Below are 15,116 nucleotides of genomic sequence, written 5' to 3' on the forward strand. Positions count from 1 at the left end.
AACTATTTAGTTTAGTATCTCAAATATATATAATTAAATCTTTATTATATTTTAATTAAATATTTTTATAAATCTTTTAAGAAATATGAAAATAAATAAGAGGGTAATTTGTATTAACTTTATTAACTTGTTACATTTACCAAAAATACTTGCCTGACTATGCAACCATCTATTTTATCATTAAAAAACGTATTTATTTACCAGGACGAATCTTTAATTATTAAAGATATTAATCTGGAAGTGAAACCTGGAGAATTTATTTATTTAATTGGAAAAACAGGTTCGGGAAAAAGTTCGTTTTTAAAAACCTTATATGCCGATTTACCTTTGGTTGAAGGTGAAGCTAGTATTGTTGATTTTGATTTAAAAACTTTAAAAGAAAAAGATATTCCGTTTTTACGTCGTAACATCGGAGTGGTTTTTCAGGATTTTAAATTATTACCCGATCGAAATATTTTTAAAAACTTAGATTTTGTTTTGCAAGCAACCGGCTGGAAAGATGCCGAAGAAAGAAAAAATAAAATTGTCGAGGTTTTACAAAAGGTTGGCATGACGCATAGCAGTGGAAAAATGCCGCATCAATTATCTGGTGGTGAACAGCAGCGTGTAGCTATTGCACGTGCTTTGCTTAACAACCCAGATATTATTTTAGCTGACGAACCTACCGGAAATTTAGATCCGCATACCAGTGTAGAAATTATGGAGGTTTTACGCGATATTAATAAACTTGGCAAAACCATTGTTATGGTAACTCACGATTATGCCATTTTATTAAAATATCCATCTAAAACGTTAAAATGCGAAGATCAATCTATTTTTGAAGTTATTCAGCGTTCTTAATACCAAGCCATTATTTTATAATGGCTTTTTTTATAGGTATAAATCAGTATTTAATTACTGATCTTCATATAAAAACTTCTTTTTTATAGCACGTTCTACGAAGTAAATTAATAATGCTATGCTTGCAAAAAATAATAACATACCAAAATAACTTTCTTGTTTTGGAGTAAGTTTTATAAAAAAGCCCAAACAACTTATTAGAATAAAAAATGCACCTAATAATGCGAGCGCTTTAGCTGCGTATTTTTGGGCAAAATGCCATCGCGGTAAACTTTTCATAGAACTTTCGGTACGATAGCCGTAAAAGTAATTTACTTTTTTAGGTGGAAAATTGTACATAATAATTCCAACAAGCATAAAAAACAAACCACAAAAAAAAGGCATTGCAAATAATGAGGTAGGTAATTCAAACATATATTAATTGTATTGCGTGTAATAATTATAATCTTTAATAATTACGTTTAAAAATTCATCTTGGGTGTTAAACGGGTTGGTAATTTCTAAAACATCTAAAACTTTTGTACTTAATTTACCAAGTAAAACTTTGTCTTTATTTTTTTTAGCTATAATATAATTTTCTTTAATTAAACGCATGTCGTTATCTGTTAATAAAATAACCTGCGGAAAAGTTGGCGAATAATCCAGTTGCAATTCAGTAAAAATAGTATCTTTTATATGCGCGCGGCGTTTAATACTAACGGTTGCAGATCCAGAAGCAATTTCGCCCAATCGTTGTCCTTTTTTAGAAATTAAAATGCTTAGCACAGCAACAATTCCGTAAAGCAGATAAATATCTATCAATCGAAACATCCAACGAATTAAATAATCTAAAAAAGACATTTGCATGCCATCAATTTTCATTACTTTAATTCGCATCACAATTTTTCCAGGGGTTTGACCGTTCAGAAATAACTCAAACAGTAACGAATAAAAAATAACTGGTAAAGCAGTAATTACAATAAAAACAACATAATATAACGATGTTATTCGGCTAGAATCAGAAAAATAATCAATAATCGTATTTTGATTTGAAGCAAAAAAAGCCGGAACAATAACCCAATACAAAAGCCACAAATAACCAATTATTAAAGCAATATCAATAAAAAAAGCTACGATTCGCTCTGCCAAATTTGCTAATTTGAAATCGATAACAACATTTTGAGAGGAGTTAATTTTTATATATTCCATTTATTAATAATTTTACTTGCATGAGAGAAATAGCATTTATAAAGCAAAATAAAGAAACTTGGCAGGAATTTGAGCAAATTGTGGTAAACAAAACGCAAAAAGATCCGGATGCCTTGGCTGCTATTTATTTAAAGTTAACCAACGATTTGGCCTTTGCACAAACATATTACCCAAAAAGTAAAATTACAACCTATTTAAATAACCTAACTGCTTTATTATTTTTACGTATTTACAAAAAAAAACGCAACAACAGCGAAGATATTTTAACTTTTTTTAAAATTGATGTGCCTTTGCTTGCTTATAAATACCGATATTATATGTATTTAGCGTTTGGGCTTTATGCTATTTTTATGGCTATTGGTATTATTTCTGCTTTGTATAACGAAGAATTTGTACGTTATATTTTAGGCGATTATTATGTAGATATGACATTGGTAAATATTGAGAATGGAAATCCGGTTGCGGTTTACAAAGGTTCTGACGAGGTTTTATCCAGCTTTTCTATAACCACCAACAACTTATTGGTAGGAGCAAAAATGTATTTATACGGTTTTTTATGCGGCATCGGAACCTTATATATATTATTAACCAATTCAATAATGGTTGGAGCCTTTCAAACCTTTTTTTACACCCACGGTGTGTTTTTAGAAAGCGTTCGCGGAATATGGTTACACGGAAGCATGGAAATTTTTGCTATGGTAATAGAAGCCAGCGCTGGTTTAATTATGGCCGGAAGCATCTTATTTCCTGGAACTTATTCAAGATTAGAAAGTATAAAAAAAGGGTTTTTAAATAGTTTTAAAATCTTTATAAGCACTTTACCTTTTACTGTTGCCGCAGGTTTAATAGAAGGTTTTGTAACCCGCTGGTCGAAAGAAATGCCGAATAGCGTAAACTATTTAATCATTGCAATAACATTGGGATGTATTAGTTTTTACTACCTTATTTATCCTATTCTTTGTGCTAAAAAATATCAATTTCAAAACATAACAACAAAGTAATTGCATGGCAAAAAAACTCAATTTTTCGATAAATACTTGGGTAATAACCTTGTTGCTGTTGCTTGTTAACAATGCCATGGTATTTGCCGATTCTGGGATTCATAACCCAGTAAAAAAAACAGAATTTGCAGAAAAATATTCAAACTTAACATACGACGAAGCTCCGACTGAAAAAAAAGTAGCAAACGAAAGTCAGCAAAAATCATCATTTGAATACAAACCATATTATCAATACCTATGGATTGGTTTACTAATTTTAATTGTTGGTGGAATAGCTTACCTTTTAGTTTCTAACAAATTTGGCTTTTTTAACTTACGATCAAAAGTTGATGCAGAAAAAATAGAAAATGCTGAAAAACACATTAACGAATTAAATTTAGATGATTTGCTTAACCAAGCACGAAATAATGGAGATAATCAGGCATTAATTCGGTTTTACTTTTTAAAAGTTATAAAAACCTTGGCCGACCATAAACATATTAATTGGGAGCCACAAAAAACAAATGCAACTTATTATTACGAAATAAAACAACCGCAACTGCAAAAAGATTATGAATATGCCAGTTATTTATACAACTACGTTTGGTACGGAAAGTTTACTTTAAATTCCGAACAATTGCAGCAAGCAGAAAATCATTTTAAATCCATGTTAAACAATAAACAATTGTAAATATGGTAAGAAAAAACTTTTTAGTCATGTTTCTTGTACTAGCAGTTTTGCTAGCATTTGGCTATATATTTCAGAAAATTTTTAACGGAGTTGATAAAACAAATTGGGAAGAAACCTTTAACGGAAATAAAAAAAATGCTTTTGATTTATACATTTTTACGCAAGAAATTGACAGCCTTTTACCTACAAAAAAAATAAACAAATACAACACCGATTTAGCTAAGTACACCGATTCGGTTATTAATTTAGATTATAAAAACCAAGCCATATTGGTTATTAAACCTTACTTTTTTGAGGAACCTAATTTAGATTATATACGTGCCGGCAACTCAGTTTTTATTGTTACAACCAATATGTTTTCGGGCTATTATCCCATTTCTGAGCATGTTGTTCCTAAAAACACGCCTTTAACATTTACAAATAAACAATTACAACCGTATGCAACCCAATTAAATTATCCGGTTCATTTTTCAACTGCTGATTTTTCGGGTACATATCCAAAAGAAGTTTTAGCAACGGCTGAAAATCAAGAAATTTTTGTGCGCTATAAAATCGGTAAAGGTTATTTGTATTTGGTACATACGCCGCATGTATTTTCTAACCAATATTTAACTCAAAATGATGCAGGTTTTCCGTCAGCCATTTTATCTTACATCGATCAAAACGAAGTAACTTTAATTACCGAAGGCCAACCTAAATATAAAAAATATGCCGAAAATGATTATGACGATTCAACCCCAGGATTGTTATCGTTTATATTAAGTAATCGCTATTTAAAAACGGCTTGGTATATATTTGTAATTGGCGGATTGGTATTTGTATTATTCCGTGCCAAACGGGTGCAGCGCGTAATTCCTATTCTTACGCCCAACAAAAACAAAACGCTAGAATTTGTACAAACCATTTCGAGTATTTATTACAACGATAAAAATAACTTAGCTATTATAAAAAAAATGAATGCGCAGTTTTTAGACAAAATTGAAAAAAGATATTTGCTAAAGACTGATAATTTAGGTGCATCTTTTGGTAAAAAATTAGCGCATCTTACAGGCAAACCAGAAGCAGAAATTACTCAAATACTTTTAAAAATTAAATTTTACAATTCCAGCACCGTACAACCATCACGTGCCGCTGTTAATCAGCATTACATCAACCTTAAAAAAATTATACAATAATGAAAGAAAATATTCATTTTGAAAACCGCTTACAAATAACCACCGTAAAACAACAATTAGATGCTATTCGCGAACAAATTCATAAAGTTGTTGTGGGGCAAGATCAAATTATAGATTTACTGTTAATTGCTTTGTTAGCTAACGGCCATATTTTAATAGAAGGCGTTCCCGGTGTAGCCAAAACTTTGCTTGCTAAAACCTTATCAAAAACCATAAACACAGGTTTTAGCCGCATTCAGTTTACACCAGATTTAATGCCGTCAGATGTTTTAGGAACTTCGATTTTTGAAGCGCATAAAGGTGCTTTCTCTTTTAAGCACGGCCCGATATTTTCAAACTTTGTTTTGATTGATGAAATTAATCGCGCACCAGCCAAAACGCAAGCTGCTTTATTTGAAGTTATGGAAGAAAAGCAAATAACCGTTGATGGTACAACCTACCCCATGGAGAAACCTTTTATTGTGGTAGCCACCCAAAACCCAATTGAGCAAGAAGGAACGTACCGTTTGCCCGAAGCACAATTGGATCGTTTTATTTTTAAAATATCGGTTACTTACCCAACTCCAGAACAAGAAATTGCTTTGTTGTTGTTAGAAAACAACCAAACGCAACCCGATAAATTAGCTCAAATTCAGGCCGTAGTTTCAGCACAACAAATAACCGAATTTCAGCAACTTACCAAACAAGTTTTAATTGAGCCGCATTTAATTGAATATATTGCCAAATTGGTTACCGAAACGCGTCAAAATCCTTTAATTTATTTAGGTGCTTCGCCACGCGCATCAATTGCTATTTTAAATGCTGCAAAAGCACATGCTGTTTTAAAAGGCCGTGATTTTGTGGTGCCCGAAGATATTCAGGACGTAATTATACCGGTGCTTAACCACCGCGTAATTTTAAGCCCTGAAAAAGAAATGGAAGGATTAACCGTTGAAAACGTGATAAAACAAATCATCAACAAAATAGAATCTCCAAAATAATGATTCGCTTTTTTAAAAGTTTATACCTAACCAATCGGCCGTTTTATATTTTAGGCGGATTTTTTGTACTATTTGTACTTTCGTTTTTTTTTAACGAAATGTACCCGTTTGTGCTAGGTTTATTGGGTGTTTTTTTAGGCTTTTGTTTGCTTGATTTGTTGGTGGTTTTTGTGCCAAAACACAAACTAACAGCCCAACGTGCGGTACCCGAACCTTTATCTAACGGAGAGCAAAATAAAATTACAATTACAATAACCAATCCAACGCAATTGCTGTTTGATTTAGAAATTATAGACGAAATTCCGTTTCAGTTTCAAGAACGTAATTTTTTAAAAAAGCTACAAATTAACAGGCAATCTCAAAAAAGCTTAACCTACCATTTACGCCCTACTTTTAGGGGCGAATACAATTTTGGCAACTTAATTGTTTACACCAGCTCGCGCATTGGTTTGGTAAAAAAACGTTTTAATTTTAGTGCCAATCAAGTAATAAAAGTTTATCCATCAATCGTTCAGTTTAAACAATTCGATTTTAAATCCATCCATAACAATTTAACGCATCACGGACTAAAAAAGGTTCGCAAATTAGGGCAAGCTTCCGAATTTGAACAAATTCGAGATTACGTTATTGGCGATAACATTAAAAATATAAATTGGAAAGCTACTGCCAAACGCGATGCGCTAATGGTAAACCAATATCAGGAAGAAAAAAATCAGAATATTTATTTAATTATAGATAAAGGCCGCGTAATGCACATGCCGTTTAACGGATTAACTTTGCTAGATTATGCCATTAATGCAAGCTTGGTTATGGCAAATATTATTTTAACCAAATCGGATAAAGCCGGAATGTTTACTTTTGCTAAAAAGGTTGAAAACATAATTGTTGCCGATAACAAAAAGAATCAATTACCACGGTTTTTAGAAAATTTGTATAAAATTGATACAAATACGTTTGAAAGCGATTTTTCTAGATTATTTGTAGATGTTAAAAAACACATCAATTCGAGAAGTTTGTTAATTTTGTTCACAAATTTCGAAACGTTAGAAAGTTTACAACGTCAGCTTCCGTATTTAAGAGCCATTGCCAAACAACATATGTTGTTGGTTGTTTTTTTTGAAAACACCGAGCTTAATCAATTTATACATAAAGAAGCAGAAAGTACACAAGCTATTTTTGATCAGGTTATTGCACAAAAATTTAGCAATGAAAAACGTGTAATAGTAAACGAATTAAGAAAACATGGTATTTATGCCCTGCTTACTAAACCCGAAAATTTAACGTTAGATACCATAAACCAATATTTAGAAATTAAAGCCAAAGGGCTGATATAACAAAACACAATGAAACAAATTAGTAGCGTACAAAATCCATTTATAAAATCGCTTGTACAACTACAAGACAAAGCCAAAGCACGCAAACAATCTGGAACTTTTTTAATAGAAGGACAACGCGAAATAAATTTGGCATTAAAAGGCGGTTATACGTTACAAACGGTATTATTTGTACCAGAAATCATTACCAACGCAGCGGTACAAAATATGGTACCCGAAACGGTTGCTTGCATAGAAATTACTAAAGAAGTTTACCAAAAGCTAGCTTACCGAGATACAACCGAAGGCATTTTGGCAGTTGCCGAAACTAAATCGCTAGCTTTAGCCGATTTAAATCTTTCAAAAAATCCTTTAATTTTGGTAGCCGAAGCTATTGAAAAGCCAGGAAATATTGGTGCAATTTTACGCACGGCAGATGCAGCAAACATTGATGCGGTAATTATTGCCAACCCAAAAGCAGATTTATACAACCCAAACGTAGTTCGATCTAGCGTTGGTTGCTTGTTTACACGCCAAATTGCAACAGATAGTACAGAAAATGTAATTGCTTTTTTAAAAGTCAATAACATAAACTTTTACAGCGCTACGTTACAGAATTCAACTTCCTATCATACACAAAATTATACCTTACCAACTGCTTTAGTTGTAGGTACAGAAGCAACCGGATTAACACAAGCTTGGCGCGAACAAAGCACCAGTAATATTATTATTCCGATGCAAGGCGAAATAGATTCTATGAATGTTTCTGTTGCGGCTGCCATTTTATTATTTGAAGCCAAAAGGCAACGTGGCTTTTAATGTGTTAAATAGTTTTAATTTTTTTAATTTATCATCGCTTTTTGCTAACTTTAATAGGTAGCCCACTATTTTTATTAAATTATATATTGTATTACCAACGATTACTATATGACAGAGCAAGAAATTGAAGCAGAAAATAAAGCAATTGCAAAAGAATATAAAGAACTGCTTAAAATAAGTTATCAAACCTTAACCGAGGAAGATAAGTTACTTATTCGCCGTGCTTTTGATATTGCTGTACGTGCCCACAGCGACCAACGCAGAAAATCTGGAGAAGCTTACATTTTCCATCCTATTGCTGTGGCCAAAATTGTTGCTTCAGATATTGGTTTAGGAGCCACATCAATTGCTGCTGCTTTGATGCACGATGTTATAGAAGATTCTGAAATTACTGCCGAACAAATTATTGCCGAATTAAGCAGAAAAGACGAAAAAGTGCATGAAGTTGTTTCGGTAGATCGTGCTACAAAAGTTGCACACATTGTTGAAGGTTTAACCAAAATGGCTAAAGTTAAAACCAGCGAAGAAATCTCGTTACAAGCCGAGAATTATCGTAAAATGCTTTTAACCTTAAACGACGATGTTCGTGTAATTTTAATAAAAATAGCCGATCGTTTGCATAACATGCAAACCATGGTTTCTATGGCCGATTACAAACAAGCTAAAATTGCCTCAGAAACCTTATATATTTATGCACCACTAGCCCACCGTTTGGGCTTATACAACATCAAATTGATGTTAGAAGACTTGGGCTTGCGTTATACCGAACCCGAAGTTTACAACGATATTTTGCAAAAAATGCAAGAATCTAAAGAAGAGCAAGAAGCGTATATTAAACAAGTTACCGACGTTTTAAGCGCATCTTTAGATGCTGAAAATATTGAATATTCAATTAAAGGCCGCCCAAAATCTATTTATTCGATTCATCGAAAAATGGTAAAACAAGGCGTAACTTTTGATGAAGTTTACGATAAATATGCCATTCGCATCGTATATCAATCCGAACCCAGCCAAGAAAAGTTTTTGGCCTGGAAAATATATTCTATTGTAACCGATCATTACCGCCCGTCGCCATCGCGTTTGCGCGATTGGATTTCGGCACCAAAATCAACCGGTTACGAAGCGTTGCACATTACCGTTATGGGGCCAAAAGGCCGTTGGGTAGAAATTCAGGTCCGTTCTGAACGTATGGACGAAATTGCCGAAAAAGGTTATGCAGCGCACTACAAATATAAAAATGCCGATTCTGAAGAAAATAGTTTAGATATATGGATTAATCAGCTAAAAGAAGTTTTAGAAAGCTCTGAATCTAATGCTGTTGAATTTGTTGAAGATTTTAAGCTGAATCTTTATTCTAAAGAAATTTACGTGTTTACGCCCAAGGGCGAAATTAAATCGTTACCAAAAGGTGCTACAACGTTAGATTTCGCATTTGCTATTCACTCAGAAGTTGGTACACGCACCCGAGGTACGCGCGTTAACGGAAAACTAGTTCCGTTGAACTACGTATTAAATTCGGGTGATCAGGTAGAGGTAATTACATCTGCCAATCAAAAACCAAGCGCAAGCTGGTTAGATTATGTAACTACCGCTCGTGCAAAAAATAAAATTAAAAACGTACTGAACGAAAGCACGAAAAAAATTGCTGAAGAAGGTAAAGAAATTTTAGAACGTAAACTACGCCATTTAAAAATTGATATTAATGACAACATTATTAATGAAATGGTGGTTTATTTTAAAATTAAAACCAGCTTAGATTTGTTTTATCGAGTTGGCGTTGGCACGATTGATAACACACAAATTAAAGAATTTGCTAACAACCGTGGCAACTCGTTCTTTAACTTTGTAAAAAGCAAAATCATTCGTACCAAACCGGCTGTAAATCCGGAGTTAATTGATAAAAATGAACTTACTAAAAACTTAGATTTATTAGTTTTTGGTAAAAACGAAGATAAACTAGAATATAAATTTGCCAGCTGTTGTAGCCCAATTCCTGGTGATAAAGTTTTTGGTTTTATTACTATTAATGAAGGAATTAAAGTTCACCGTACCGATTGCCCCAATGCCATAAGCTTGCAGTCTAACTTTGCTTATCGCATCATGCAAGCCAAATGGATAGATTCATCACAACAAGAATTTAAAGCATCAATAAATATTACCGGAATGGATACCATGGGATTAACAAATGAGCTAACCAAAATCATCTCGAGCGAAATGCATGTAAACATTCAAAGCATTTCACTAAGCGGAGATGCCGGTATATTCAAAGGACAACTAACCGTTATTGTACAGAATAACAGCATCTTAAAAAAATTAATTGAAAAAATTAAAAATATTGAAGGCGTAGATAAGGTTACTAGAGTTTATAACAATTAATTTTCTATTGATTAGAATAAGCCGTATCTTTGTCTGCATTTCATGGTGAAAAATTTTATGGAACAAGACAAAAATCAAGACATTGTTAAAAATGTTTTTATTAAATTTTTAGAGGAAAAAGGACATCGCAAAACGCCTGAGCGCTATGCTATTCTACAAGAAATATATGATAGTCAAGAACATTTTGATATCGAATCGTTGTATATTAAAATGAAAAACAAAAACTACCGTGTTTCTCGTGCTACCTTATACAACACAATTGAATTGTTGTTGGAATGTGGATTGGTTCGTCGTCATCAATTTGGGCAAAACCAAGCCCATTACGAAAAATCGTATTTTGACAAACAACACGATCATGTAATTATGACCGATAGCGGTGATGTAATTGAGTTTTGTGACCCACGCATTCAAACCATAAAACAAACCATTGAAGAAATGTTTGGTGTAGAAATACACAACCATTCTTTATACTTTTACGCTACAAAAAAACAATAACACACAACATATAATTTAATTACAATGACTGTAGATTTACTACTAGGCTTACAGTGGGGAGATGAAGGTAAAGGTAAAATTGTAGATGTTTTAACATCTAAATACGATATTATTGCACGTTTTCAGGGTGGCCCAAATGCTGGACATACATTAGAATTTGATGGTATAAAACACGTATTACGTACCATTCCTTCTGGAATTTTTCACAAGAACGCAGTTAACATTATCGGGAACGGCGTAGTTATAGATCCGGTTGTTTTCCAAAAGGAAATAGAAGGATTAGAAAAATTTAATATCGACCTAAAATCTCGATTATTAATTTCTAGAAAAGCCCATTTAATTTTACCTACGCATCGCTTACTTGATGCTGCATCAGAAACAGCAAAAGGAAAAGCAAAAATTGGTTCTACATTAAAAGGAATTGGCCCAACTTACATGGACAAAACTGGTAGAAACGGTTTACGCGTTGGAGATATTGAATTAGCCGATTTTAAAGAAAGATACCGTCATTTAGCTGAAAAACATATTGAAATGATTGACTTTTATAAAGTTGATTTACAATATAACTTGGCAGAATTAGAAGAAGAATTTTTTAACGCGATTGAAGAATTAAAAAAACTTCAGTTTATTGATAGCGAAGCTTATTTAACCCAAGCAATGAAAGATGGTAAATCTATTTTATGCGAGGGCGCACAAGGTTCTTTATTAGATGTAGATTTTGGAACGTATCCGTTTGTAACCTCATCTAACACAACAGCAGCAGGTGCTTGTACAGGTTTAGGAATTGCACCAAATAAAATTCAAGAAGTTTTCGGAATTTTTAAAGCATATGCAACACGCGTAGGTTCTGGTCCATTCCCAACCGAATTGTTTGATGAAACCGGAAAAAAAATGGCCGAAGTTGGTCGTGAATTTGGATCGGTTACCGGACGTGCTCGTCGTTGTGGTTGGTTAGATTTAGTAGCATTAAAATATGCTATTGAAGTTAACGGAGTTACAGAATTATACATGATGAAAGGCGACGTACTTTCTGGTTTTGAAACCTTAAAAATTTGTACATCGTACATTTACCAAGGACAAGAAATTGATCACTTACCTTACAACATTGAAGAAGAAAATGTTACTCCTGTTTATGTTGAGAAAAAAGGTTGGAATCAGGACATTTCGAACTGCAAAACATACGAAGAACTTCCTGTTGAATTAAAAGAATATGTAAGCTTCATTGAAGAACAAACGGGGGTGCCAGTAAAAATCATCTCGGTTGGTCCAGACAGAACGCAAACCATTTCAAAATAATCATAATTAAAGCGCTAACCTTTGTTAGCGCTTTTTATTTAGGCATTTTTTAAATAAAAAACCTTTATTTTTAATTACATTTGTATGCATTTTTAGTACAACAAATGAAAAAATATATACTTTTTATACTCCTATTTTGTTCTTGCATTCTGGTTTCAGCACAAGAACAGAAAAAGCAATTAAAGTTAATTACAACCGATTATACAACCCACAACGAAAACGAAATTCCGGGTGCTGTAATTTTAACCGGTAACGTGCAATTTGAGCACGATGGGGCCAATATATACGGAAATAAAGTTTACTTTTTTCAGAAAGAACAATACATAAAAGTTTTTGGCAACGTTCGTTTAATTCAAGGCGATAGTGTAACAATTGTTGGTAATTATGGCGAATACAACGGTAAAGATCGTTTGGCATTTATTGCCGATCAAGTTAATTTACGTTCTAAGGAATCTACCTTAGCAACCGATACGTTGTTTTATAACCGCAATACCGAACAGGCTTTTTATAACAATAACGGTACAATTATTTCGGGCGAAAATACCTTAAAAAGTAAAAACGGAACATACGATGTTCCTACAAAAAAATTTATTTTTAGAACCAATGTAGATGTAAAAAATCCAACAACAACTATAAACACCAATCATTTAGATTATTACGAAAATTCGGGCCATGCGTATGTTTTTGGTCCAAGTTGGATTACACAATCTAACGGAGATAGGTTGTACACAGAAAATGGTTTTTACGACACTAAAAACGATTTAGGAACCATTGGTAAAAACGGAAAAATATTTTTAGAAACACAAACCATAGAGGCCGATAAACTTTTTTACGATAAAAAGAAAAACTTTGCGCGTGCAGAAAACAACATAAAAATTACAGATACCATTAACAACATGGTTGCAACCGGGCATTATGCTGAAGTTTTTAAAGATGTAGATTCAATGTTTATTACAAAAAAAGCATTGCTAAAAAATGTGGTAGAAAATGACACGCTTTATTTACACGGTAAAAAAATTGTAGTAACCGGCCCAGAAGGTGAACGCGTTGCACGTGCTTTTAATAACGTACGCATTTACAAATCAGATTTAAGCGGGAAAAGTGATTCTATATATTCCAATCAAAAAACAGGTATTACAAAAATGATTAAAGATCCAGTTATTTGGAGTCAAGGCAGCCAAATTACGGGTGATATTATCTATTTGCTTTCGGACGAAAATAAAGAACAAATGGATTCTATTAAAGTACTAAACAACGCTTTTATCATTCAAAAAGATACGTTAGGAACAGGCTATAATCAAATGAAAGGAATTGATTTATTTGGTAAGTTTAAAGATAACAAGCTAAGCATTGTAGATTTAATTAAAAATACAGAAAGCATTTATTACATGTACGATGATTCTAATGAATTAGTTGGTATTGAAAAAGCGATTTGTAGTAAGATTAGATTGGAAATTGAAAATAATGAAATTCAGAATGTAATTCGTTACATCAACCCAGATAGTGAAATATATCCTGAGGCCGATTTACCAGTTAACGCCCGCTTATTAAAAGGTTTTAAATGGCGTGGTGATGAAGAAATTAAATCGTTAGAAGATATTTTTCCGCCAGAGGAATTGGCTGAAGATGATAAAGCGATTCTGATAAAACAAACCATTGACGAATTAGAACTTGAACCCATGGAAGTTTTACCTGAAACGTTACAACAAAACGAACCTCAAAACAAAAAGCCAAATAATTTAACAAAGAAAAAAGGGAAATAATCATGACCGAAGATTTTTTTAAATTTCAAGCACAAACTACACATTATCCCTTAGCGGTAGAAGTTTCTCATGCTAAAGGATCGTATATATACAGCACAGACGGTAAAAAACATTTAGATTTTGTAGCAGGCGTTTCTGCTTGTACCTTAGGTCATCAACATCCGCGTGTAAATCAAGCCATTATTGATCAGGTTGGAAAATATGCACACGTAATGGTTTATGGCGAATATATTCAGAAACCAGCCGTAGAATTATGCAAACTTTTAGTAGCCAATTTACCCGAACAATTAAACAAAGTTTATTTAGTGAATTCGGGTACAGAAGCAACAGAAGGAGCTTTAAAATTAGCTAAACGCGTTACGGGGCGCAGCCAATTAATATCATGCGTAAATGCATATCACGGAAACACGCAAGGTTCTATGAGCGTTTTAGGTAATGAAGAACGTAAACAAGCTTTTCGTCCGTTATTACCTGATGTAGATTTTATTACGTTTAACAACGAAGAAGATATTCATAAAATTACCACACGTACTGCTGGTATTATTTTAGAAACCATTCAAGGAAGTGCAGGTTTTGTTACCCCAACCGATAACTTTTTACAAAAAGTAAAAAAACGTTGTGAAGAAGTTGGTGCCCTTTTAATTCTAGACGAAATTCAACCGGGGTTTGGCCGTACGGGTAAACTTTTCGGGTTTGAAAATTACGATGTAGTTCCAGATATTGTAATTATGGGTAAAGGCATGGGTGGTGGTTTACCAGTTGGTGCTTTTGTTGCTAACGAAAAACACATGAACTTGTTGGCACACGATCCTAAATGCGGGCATATTACAACCTTTGGTGGTCACCCAATTATTGCGGCATCTTGTTTGGCTACCTTACAAGAATTGCTAGAAACCGATTTAATGGCGCAAACCTTAGAAAAAGAAAAATTATTTCGTACCTTACTTAAGCATCCATTAATTACAGGCATTCACGGAATTGGTTTAATGATTGCACCTATGACACCGTCTGACGAAATTACTAATCGCGTAATTTTAAAATGTAAAGATAAAGGATTGATTTTATTTTGGTTGATGTTTGAAGGCCGTGCCATTCGCATCACCCCACCATTAACCATTTCAGAAGACGAAATTAGAGAAGGATGTAATATTATGTTAGAAGCTTTAGATGAAGTTCAATTAGAACTGGGTTTGTAAGTAA

14 protein-coding genes are annotated in these 15,116 nt (G+C 33.2%); 12 read left to right on the forward strand and 2 right to left on the reverse strand.

Annotated elements, in window-relative coordinates; genetic code table 11:
• Positions 1-159: 159 nt before the first annotated feature.
• Complete coding sequence (locus K5I29_RS07380) at positions 160-840, forward strand: cell division ATP-binding protein FtsE (RefSeq protein WP_264432078.1); 681 nt, start codon at positions 160-162, stop codon at positions 838-840.
• Between the two features lie 54 nt (positions 841-894).
• Here K5I29_RS07380 and K5I29_RS07385 read toward each other — a convergent pair whose 3' ends face one another.
• A complete protein-coding gene (locus K5I29_RS07385; RefSeq protein ID WP_264432079.1) occupies positions 895-1,254 on the reverse strand; it encodes an SdpI family protein in 360 nt (119 codons plus the stop codon).
• Between the two features lie 3 nt (positions 1,255-1,257).
• Positions 1,258-2,028, reverse strand: coding sequence for an RDD family protein (locus tag K5I29_RS07390; RefSeq protein WP_264432080.1), 771 nt, complete (start codon positions 2,026-2,028; stop codon positions 1,258-1,260).
• A 20-nt stretch (positions 2,029-2,048) separates the two neighbouring features.
• On the opposite strand from K5I29_RS07390, the gene K5I29_RS07395 reads away from it, so the two are divergent.
• The 11 genes from K5I29_RS07395 (at position 2,049) to K5I29_RS07445 (ending at position 15,112) form a co-directional block, all read left to right on the forward strand.
• Positions 2,049-3,029: a stage II sporulation protein M gene (locus K5I29_RS07395; RefSeq protein ID WP_264432082.1), complete on the forward strand. Its 981-nt coding sequence runs from the start codon at positions 2,049-2,051 to the stop codon at positions 3,027-3,029.
• A gap of 4 nt (positions 3,030-3,033) precedes the next feature.
• Positions 3,034-3,699: a DUF4129 domain-containing protein gene (locus tag K5I29_RS07400; RefSeq protein ID WP_264432083.1), complete on the forward strand. Its 666-nt coding sequence runs from the start codon at positions 3,034-3,036 to the stop codon at positions 3,697-3,699.
• Between the two features lie 26 nt (positions 3,700-3,725).
• Positions 3,726-4,874 (forward strand): hypothetical protein, encoded by a 1,149-nt coding sequence (locus tag K5I29_RS07405; RefSeq protein ID WP_264432085.1) that lies wholly within the window; start codon positions 3,726-3,728, stop codon positions 4,872-4,874.
• The gene (locus tag K5I29_RS07410) at positions 4,874-5,854 is read left to right on the forward strand and encodes an AAA family ATPase (RefSeq protein ID WP_264432087.1); all 981 of its coding nucleotides are present in this window, start codon (positions 4,874-4,876) and stop codon (positions 5,852-5,854) included. Before K5I29_RS07405 ends, K5I29_RS07410 begins: the two co-directional genes overlap by 1 nt.
• Complete coding sequence (locus tag K5I29_RS07415; protein ID WP_264432088.1) at positions 5,854-7,188, forward strand: DUF58 domain-containing protein; 1,335 nt, start codon at positions 5,854-5,856, stop codon at positions 7,186-7,188. The genes K5I29_RS07410 and K5I29_RS07415 overlap by 1 nt, the downstream gene beginning before the upstream one ends.
• 9 nt (positions 7,189-7,197) lie before the next feature.
• On the forward strand, positions 7,198-7,986 hold the full coding sequence (locus K5I29_RS07420; RefSeq protein ID WP_264432089.1) for a TrmH family RNA methyltransferase: 789 nt from the start codon (positions 7,198-7,200) through the stop codon (positions 7,984-7,986).
• A gap of 108 nt (positions 7,987-8,094) precedes the next feature.
• Positions 8,095-10,362 (forward strand): RelA/SpoT family protein, encoded by a 2,268-nt coding sequence (locus tag K5I29_RS07425; protein WP_264432091.1) that lies wholly within the window; start codon positions 8,095-8,097, stop codon positions 10,360-10,362.
• A gap of 57 nt (positions 10,363-10,419) precedes the next feature.
• Positions 10,420-10,857 carry a Fur family transcriptional regulator gene (locus tag K5I29_RS07430; protein WP_264432092.1) on the forward strand — a complete coding sequence of 146 codons (438 nt, stop codon included), beginning with the start codon at positions 10,420-10,422 and terminating at the stop codon, positions 10,855-10,857.
• A gap of 24 nt (positions 10,858-10,881) precedes the next feature.
• Positions 10,882-12,153, forward strand: a complete 1,272-nt coding sequence (locus tag K5I29_RS07435) for an adenylosuccinate synthase (RefSeq protein WP_264432094.1) — start codon at positions 10,882-10,884, stop codon at positions 12,151-12,153.
• A 104-nt stretch (positions 12,154-12,257) separates the two neighbouring features.
• The gene (locus tag K5I29_RS07440; protein ID WP_264432096.1) at positions 12,258-13,916 is read left to right on the forward strand and encodes an OstA-like protein; all 1,659 of its coding nucleotides are present in this window, start codon (positions 12,258-12,260) and stop codon (positions 13,914-13,916) included.
• A 2-nt stretch (positions 13,917-13,918) separates the two neighbouring features.
• Positions 13,919-15,112: an aspartate aminotransferase family protein gene (locus K5I29_RS07445; RefSeq protein ID WP_264432099.1), complete on the forward strand. Its 1,194-nt coding sequence runs from the start codon at positions 13,919-13,921 to the stop codon at positions 15,110-15,112.
• Positions 15,113-15,116 lie beyond the last annotated feature (4 nt).

It is taken from the genome of Flavobacterium agricola, from assembly GCF_025919725.1.
GTDB lineage: Bacteria > Bacteroidota > Bacteroidia > Flavobacteriales > Flavobacteriaceae > Flavobacterium > Flavobacterium agricola.

What these genes read in the sequence shown, in the direction of transcription:
- K5I29_RS07380 (WP_264432078.1), top strand. Translation starts at nt 160, where the DNA reads ATGCAACCATCTATTTTATCATTAAAAAACGTATTTATTTACCAGGAC.
- K5I29_RS07385 (WP_264432079.1), bottom strand. Translation starts at nt 1,254, where the DNA reads ATGTTTGAATTACCTACCTCATTATTTGCAATGCCTTTTTTTTGTGGT.
- K5I29_RS07390 (WP_264432080.1), bottom strand. Translation starts at nt 2,028, where the DNA reads ATGGAATATATAAAAATTAACTCCTCTCAAAATGTTGTTATCGATTTC.
- K5I29_RS07395 (WP_264432082.1), top strand. Translation starts at nt 2,049, where the DNA reads ATGAGAGAAATAGCATTTATAAAGCAAAATAAAGAAACTTGGCAGGAA.
- K5I29_RS07400 (WP_264432083.1), top strand. Translation starts at nt 3,034, where the DNA reads ATGGCAAAAAAACTCAATTTTTCGATAAATACTTGGGTAATAACCTTG.
- K5I29_RS07405 (WP_264432085.1), top strand. Translation starts at nt 3,726, where the DNA reads ATGTTTCTTGTACTAGCAGTTTTGCTAGCATTTGGCTATATATTTCAG.
- K5I29_RS07410 (WP_264432087.1), top strand. Translation starts at nt 4,874, where the DNA reads ATGAAAGAAAATATTCATTTTGAAAACCGCTTACAAATAACCACCGTA.
- K5I29_RS07415 (WP_264432088.1), top strand. Translation starts at nt 5,854, where the DNA reads ATGATTCGCTTTTTTAAAAGTTTATACCTAACCAATCGGCCGTTTTAT.
- K5I29_RS07420 (WP_264432089.1), top strand. Translation starts at nt 7,198, where the DNA reads ATGAAACAAATTAGTAGCGTACAAAATCCATTTATAAAATCGCTTGTA.
- K5I29_RS07425 (WP_264432091.1), top strand. Translation starts at nt 8,095, where the DNA reads ATGACAGAGCAAGAAATTGAAGCAGAAAATAAAGCAATTGCAAAAGAA.
- K5I29_RS07430 (WP_264432092.1), top strand. Translation starts at nt 10,420, where the DNA reads ATGGAACAAGACAAAAATCAAGACATTGTTAAAAATGTTTTTATTAAA.
- K5I29_RS07435 (WP_264432094.1), top strand. Translation starts at nt 10,882, where the DNA reads ATGACTGTAGATTTACTACTAGGCTTACAGTGGGGAGATGAAGGTAAA.
- K5I29_RS07440 (WP_264432096.1), top strand. Translation starts at nt 12,258, where the DNA reads ATGAAAAAATATATACTTTTTATACTCCTATTTTGTTCTTGCATTCTG.
- K5I29_RS07445 (WP_264432099.1), top strand. Translation starts at nt 13,919, where the DNA reads ATGACCGAAGATTTTTTTAAATTTCAAGCACAAACTACACATTATCCC.